The organism is Halomonas sp. I1, assembly GCF_032334135.1.
Lineage (GTDB): Bacteria > Pseudomonadota > Gammaproteobacteria > Pseudomonadales > Halomonadaceae > Halomonas.
In genome coordinates, this window is the sequence record NZ_JAVXUS010000028.1 from 17,970 (window position 1) to 24,595 (window position 6,626).

Here is a 6,626-nt window from a genome sequence, read left to right on the forward strand (position 1 = left end):
TTGGCGCTTTCTTCGGCCTTGGTTTCCGCCTTGGACGCGGTTGCCTCTGACCTGGCGGTCTCGGCCGGCTGGCCGGTAGTCGCCTTGGCCTCGGTCGGTGCCTGAGCCTTCTCCGACTGTTGGGTCGACTCAGCCTCCGACGTCTTGGCTTGAGGGGCTTTGGTCTCGGGCTTGGCGCTTTCTTCGGCCTTGGTTTCCGCCTTGGATGCGGTTGCCTCTGACCTGGCGGTCTCGGCCGGCTGGCCGGTAGTCGCCTTGGTCTCGGTCGGCGCCTGAGCCTTCTCCGGCTGGCTGGCCGGTTCGGGCGTCGAGGTTTCGGCCGTTGACGCTTCCGCCTTTGGCTCGGCGGCCTTGGCAGCGTCGGTCGGCTGGCTAGCGGCCGCCTTGTCCTCGGTCCTGGCCTGCGCCTTCTCCGGCTTGGGCGTTTCGGATGTCGGTGCCTCGGCCCTGGGGTCGGCAGCCTGGTCGGCCTGGCCTGCCGTGTTGTTGGCGTCGGCCTGAGAGGCTTCGCGTGCAGCCTCTTCCTGCAGGCGTTTCTGCTCGGCCTCGGCCTTGGGGTTCAAGGCATGCTGGCGGCTGCGCTGGCGCGGGTTGTTACGAGTGCGCTTGGGCTTGTCGGGGGTCGTCGACCTGGTGTCGTCGTCCTTGCGCTCGGTCTTGGCGACGTCGGCATTACCCTTCTGGCGCTCGTTATCGCTGGACTTGCGATTGTCCTGGGTCTTGGCGCGGCTGTCCTGGCTCTTGCCTTGTTTATCCTGCCCCTTGCCCTGATTGTCCTGATTCTTGTTCTTGCGAGTGTCCCTGGACGCGTTGCCACGCGTCTCCTGGGCATTGCCACGCCCCTCGTCCTGGCGACGACCACGGCCGCCACGGTTGCCGCGACTCTGGTTATCGGACGTGGAAGTCTTGTCGTCTCCCTGAGACTGCCCCTTGGCATTGTTGCTGCCACGGTTGTCGGAGCGGGCGTTGTCGGAGCGGTCCGAGCGCTGGCGACGATTGCGCTGTCGACCATCTCCACCGCCGGAAGAAGAGGCACCGCTCTGGTCGCTCTTGTCTTGGCGCCGGTCGGTGCTGGTGTCGCGCGTCGGTGTCTCGGTACGCGACTGGGTGGTCCGGGAAGCGCTCTGGCTGCCGGTAGCGTCCTCTTCGCCGTTCAACAGGCGGGTGAAGCCCTTGACCAGTCGACCCAGCACACCCTCGCGCTGGGCCGGCACGGGCGCGGCGGCAGGCTTGGCGGCGGGCTGGCTCGGGGCGTCCTGCTGCAGGGACGCCGGGGCCGGCTCATGATGCACGACGGTCTTGACCGCGGCTTCGTCACGCTTGACGGGCTTGCCGAAGGCCGCCTCGGGTTCGCGGCCGACCTCGGTGTCGGTGGAGATCTCGAAGCTGGACTGGATGCCGCCTTCCTCGTCGACGTGGTCGTCGCGCAGGCGCTGCACGTCGTAGTGCGGCGTGTCCATGTCGGGGTGGGGCAGCAACACCACGCGCACGTCCTGGCGTTGTTCGATGTCGGCCAGCACGCTGCGCTTCTCGTTGAGTAGGTAAGTGGCCACGGGAACGGGCAGGATGGCCCGGATCTGGGCACTGCGCTCCTTCATGGCCTCTTCCTCGATCAGGCGCATGATCGACAGCGAGATGGAGCGAACATCGCGAATGGTGCCCTGACCGTCACAGCGCGGGCAGACCACGCCGCTGGTCTCGCCGAGCGAAGGACGCAGGCGCTGGCGGGACATTTCCATCAGGCCGAAGCGCGAGATGCGACCGATCTGCACTCGGGCGCGGTCGATCTTGAGCGCATCGCGCACCCGGTTCTCGACCTCGCGCTGATTGCGGGCCGGGCTCATGTCGATGAAGTCGATGACCACCAAGCCGCCGATGTCGCGCAGGCGCAGCTGGCGGGCTATCTCGTCGGCGGCCTCGAGGTTGGTCTGCAGCGCGGTCTCCTCGATGTCGCTGCCGCGGGTGGCGCGTGCCGAGTTGATATCGATCGAGACCAGGGCTTCGGTATGGTCGATGACGATGGAGCCACCGGAGGGCAGCTTGACCTCGCGCTCGTAGGCGGTCTCGATCTGCGACTCGATCTGGAAGCGCGAGAACAGCGGCACCTCGTCGGCGTAGCGCTTGATCTTCTGCTGATAGGAAGGCATCACCTGGCGAATGAAGGTGAGCGCCTCCTGGTGCACTTCCTCGCTGTCGATCAGTACCTCGCCGATGTCCTGGCGGAGATAGTCGCGCATGGCGCGAATGATGACATTGGATTCGCGATAGATGAGGAAGGGGGCGGGGCGCTTGCCGGCCTCGCCGGTGATCGACTCCCAGACCTGTACCAGATAATCCAGGTCCCACTGCAGCTCTTCGGGGGAACGGCCGATGCCGGCGGTGCGCACGATCAGGCCCATTTTGTCGGGCACGGTCAGCTGCCCCATGGCGTCCTTGAGCTGGGCGCGCTCTTCACCCTCGATACGCCGCGAGATACCGCCGGCGCGAGGGTTGTTGGGCATCAGGACCAGGAAGCGGCCGGCCAGGCTGATGAAGGTGGTCAGGGCCGCGCCCTTGTTGCCACGTTCCTCCTTGTCGACCTGGACGATGACTTCCTGCCCCTCCTTGAGGACCTCCTTGATGCTGGGGCGCCCCGAGGGTTCCTTGATGAAGTAGTCGCGAGAGACTTCCTTGAGGGGAAGAAAACCGTGACGTTCGGCACCGAAGTCGACGAAGGCGGCTTCCAGTGAGGGTTCGACGCGGGTGATCCTGCCGCGATAGATGTTGGCTTTTTTCTGTTCCCGGGCACCGGATTCGATGTCCAGGTCGTAGAGGCGTTGTCCATCGACCAGGGCGACGCGCAGCTCTTCGGGCTGGGTCGCATTGATGAGCATCCGTTTCATGGCGTCTCGCAAAATGGACGCGCCGGTGGGCGCCCAGACAGCTCCATGAACCTGATGTCGGACGGTGTCGGGCTCGGTATTCCGGCCAGGTGCGGGGATCCCGTGCTGGCGCCGCCTGGGCGGCGCTGGATCGCCAACCATGTCTCGAAACCCGTGCCTCTCGCGACGATCATCAAGCCCTTGGGCTTCCATGCATCGACGAAGGCGAACCGCTGGGTGCTGCGTGCTTGTGCTCAGCGCATGTCGCGGATGCGGAACTGCGCCCGGCCGTGTCGGTGGCGATTGGTTGGCCTGGCCGGCACGGCATGATCATGTTGAGTACGGGGCGGAGGCAGGACATGTCTCGGCGGGACTTCGCCCATCCGGCCCTGCGGTCACCGCCAACACCTGGCATTCATCGATTCGCCAACGCCGGCCTCCGGCACGATGTTGTACGTATCCCGTGATCTCGTATCGCGTCATCTCGGACGTGATCGGGCGGGCGTGGCGTTGTATCGCTTTCACTTCGGCGGCGGGACCTCGGATTGGCGAGAGTCGTCGCGGCCTGATCTTTTCGTTCCGGCCTGCGTGTGCGTCGTGCAGGCGCGCTTCACGGGCATTTCAACCCATTGGAACGAGTCGGCAATATAACAGTAAAGGGGGTGCCCAGCAATTGGCGCAGGATGGGGCTCACTGCGATAGAATGCGCCCTTTGGAAACATTGCTTAAATGCCTGCGCATGCAAATCGCTGCGTTACGCGGTGCTCGAAAGCTCTCCTAACCTCGTGTTATGTCTCGCTTTCTGTGCGCCGTGCGCCTTGCGTGACCCACATGGATGTGGGAAATGCGATGGCCCGTCGGGAACGGGCCTAGCCTTCACTATGCTCGGCGATTTATTCAGTATTTCCCTTTCCGCAGGTATCAGGTATTCAGTGGAGTGAGCCGGCATGGCCGATGGCCGCGATGTACAATGGGTAGAAGTGACCGAAGGCCAGGCTGGCCAACGGATCGATAATTTTCTGATGACGCGCCTCAAGGGCGCACCGCGTTCGCTGATCTACCGTATCGTGCGCAAGGGCGAAGTACGGGTGAACAAGAAGCGGGTCAAGGCCGACTCACGGTTGGCGACGGGCGACGTGGTGCGTATTCCGCCGCTCAAGCTGGCGCCCCGCGAGGCGGTCCGCGAGGTCAGCGAAAATCTGCGCAACCTGCTGGCCGGCAGCGTGCTGCTCGAGGGGCGTGACTGGCTGGTGATCAACAAACCCTCGGGTCTCGCCGTGCATGGCGGCAGTGGCGTCAAGATCGGCCTGATCGAGGCGTTGCGCCAGGTGCGCGAGGACCTGGACTTTCTCGAGCTGGTACACCGCCTGGACCGTGACACCTCGGGATGCCTGCTGCTGGCCAAGTCGCGCTCGGCGTTGCTGACGCTCAATACGGCGCTCAAGCGCCATGAGATGAACAAGCGCTACCTGGCGCTGGTGGCTGGACGCTGGCCGGCACGTCGCGATTTCGTCAGTGCTCGCCTGGACCGCTTCGATGCCGGCAATGGGGAGCGGCGCGTACGGGTCGACGCCGGCGGCAAGGTGGCACGCACGCGCTTCGCCGTGCGCGAGGCCTTCGCCGGCGCGACCCTGATGGAGGCGGAGCCGGTTACCGGGCGTACTCACCAGATTCGTGTCCACGCGGCTCATGCGGGGCATCCGCTGCTGGGCGACGACAAGTACGGGTCCCGAGAAGGACAACGACTCGCCGCCCGGTGGGGTCTGTCCAGGCTCTTCCTGCACGCCTCTTCGCTGACCTTTCCCGAACCGACCAGCGGCAAGCCGGTGCAGATTCGCGCACCGCTCGGCGAATCGCTCGATGCCGTGCTTGCACGTGCCCGCCAGGCTCAATGACATGGAGACACCATGCGCTACCGACTGATGATCTTCGACTGGGATGGCACCCTGATGGACTCCGTGGGCCGGATCGTCGCCAGCATGCAGGCCGCCGGTCGCGATATCGGCTGGGGTGAGTTGCCGGACGAGCGGGTGCGGGACATCATCGGGCTGGGCCTGCCCGAAGCCATCGCCAAGCTGTGTCCCGGGATCGACGCGGAGCGCGCCGAGGCCCTCAAGCAGCGTTATGCCCATTACTTTGTCGAAGGCGACACCACGCCGATGCCCTTTTACCCTGGGGTGAGCGAGGGGGTGGCTCGCTTGCGAGCCAGCGATCGCTCGCGCCTGGCGGTGGCAACCGGCAAGAGCCGGCGGGGGCTGGATCGCGTCTTTCGCGAGAGCGGCAGTGGCGCCTGGTTCCATGCCAGTCGCACGGCCGACGAGACCCGTTCCAAGCCGCATCCGCAGATGCTCGAGGAGTTGCTCGATGAGCTCGGCGTCGCGGTCGATGAGGCGGTGATGGTCGGCGATACCGAATATGACATGGAAATGGCCCGGGCGCTGGGCATGGATCGCATCGCGGTGACCTACGGTGTACACGAGCCCGAGCGTCTGGCCGCCAGTCGGCCGACCTTCACGGCCGGGAGTTTTCCCGAGCTGATCGATTGGCTCCATGGTTGAGCAAGCGTCTGGGAGACGAGGTCAGTATGAGCGACAACAATGACGACTGGACCGAGGGGCCGGAGCTGTCCGCGGAGGAAGCGCGGCGGCGCCGGCAGGCCCGGGGACAAGGCGAGGCCGAGAGCGTGCCTGTCGACGGTGACAGTGACGATGCCGAGACGCTTCGCGAGCGCCGCCGCCTGGCCGAGCAGGCCATGCTTGATCGCTGGATCGAGGGGGTGCTCGTCGAACAGCGGCGTACGCGGCGCTGGAAGCTGTTCTTCCGTTTCGTCTTCGCGCTACTGATCCTGTCGTCCCTGGCACTGACGTTCTATGGCCTTTTTGCCGCTCAAGGGCCGCTGGAGGCCGAAGGACCGCATCTTGGTGTGGTCGAGGTGGAAGGCGTGATCGATCGTGATTCACCGGCGAGTGCCTCGCGCGTCATCGAAGGTGTCGAGCGTGCCTGGAAGGCCTCGGCGGCGAAGGCAGTGGTGCTGCATATCGACAGCCCGGGAGGCAGTCCGGTGCAGTCACAGCGGATCTACGACGAAGTGATGCGGCTGCGCGAGAGCGGCGACAAGCCGATCATCGCGGTCGTCGAGGATATCGGTGCCAGTGGTGCCTACTATATTGCCGCCGCTGCGGACGAGATCGTTGCCGCGCCGGCGAGTCTGGTGGGATCCATCGGGGTGATTCACGCCGGCTTCGGCTTCGAGCAGGCCATCCAGCGGCTGGGCATCGAGCGTCGCGTCTTCACGGCCGGCGAGAACAAGGACTTCCTCGACCCCTTCGCGGACGTCGAACCGTCTCAGCGGCGTTTCTGGCAGGAGGTGCTGGCCACCACGCATCAGCAGTTCATCGATGACGTCAAGGCCGGGCGTGGCGATCGCCTGGCCGAAGACGACCGCCTGTTCAGCGGGCTGATCTGGACCGGCGAGCAGGCCCTGGAGATCGGGCTGGTGGACCGGCTGGACAGCCTCGATGGCGTGGCCCGGCGCCATCTGGATGAGGCCCGCACCCGGGATTACACGCCGCGTCTCGATCCCTTCGAACGGCTGTCGCGCCGCTTCGGCAACGTCATGGCCTCGGTGCTGGGACTCTCGAGCGATGAAGCACCGGTGCGCTACCAACTCGCTCCCTGAAGGGAGCGAGAGCTGTAAGCTATAAGCTTTAAGCTGTAAGAAAAAACAAAAAAACCTTGTTCCCGGAAGCTTCGGGGGTATTCTCT

The 6,626-nt window shown here is 65.1% G+C and carries 4 protein-coding genes; 3 read left to right on the forward strand and 1 reads right to left on the reverse strand.

The window, feature by feature from the left end; all coding sequences use genetic code 11:
• A partial coding sequence (rne, locus tag RSO41_RS18115) for a ribonuclease E (protein ID WP_315620663.1) occupies window positions 1–2,882 on the reverse strand: 2,882 nt, incomplete at its 3' end.
• Window positions 2,883–3,808: 926 nt separating this feature from the next.
• Here rne and RSO41_RS18120 point away from each other — a divergent pair.
• From RSO41_RS18120 to sppA, 3 genes are read left to right on the forward strand one after another with little or no spacing between them, the layout of a single operon-like run.
• A complete protein-coding gene (locus tag RSO41_RS18120) occupies window positions 3,809–4,756 on the forward strand; it encodes an RluA family pseudouridine synthase (protein WP_315620664.1) in 948 nt (315 codons plus the stop codon).
• A 12-nt stretch (window positions 4,757–4,768) separates the two neighbouring features.
• On the forward strand, window positions 4,769–5,419 hold the full coding sequence (locus tag RSO41_RS18125; RefSeq protein ID WP_315620665.1) for an HAD-IA family hydrolase: 651 nt from the start codon (window positions 4,769–4,771) through the stop codon (window positions 5,417–5,419).
• Between the two features lie 26 nt (window positions 5,420–5,445).
• Window positions 5,446–6,540 (forward strand): signal peptide peptidase SppA, encoded by a 1,095-nt coding sequence (sppA, locus tag RSO41_RS18130; RefSeq protein WP_315620666.1) that lies wholly within the window; start codon window positions 5,446–5,448, stop codon window positions 6,538–6,540.
• Window positions 6,541–6,626 lie beyond the last annotated feature (86 nt).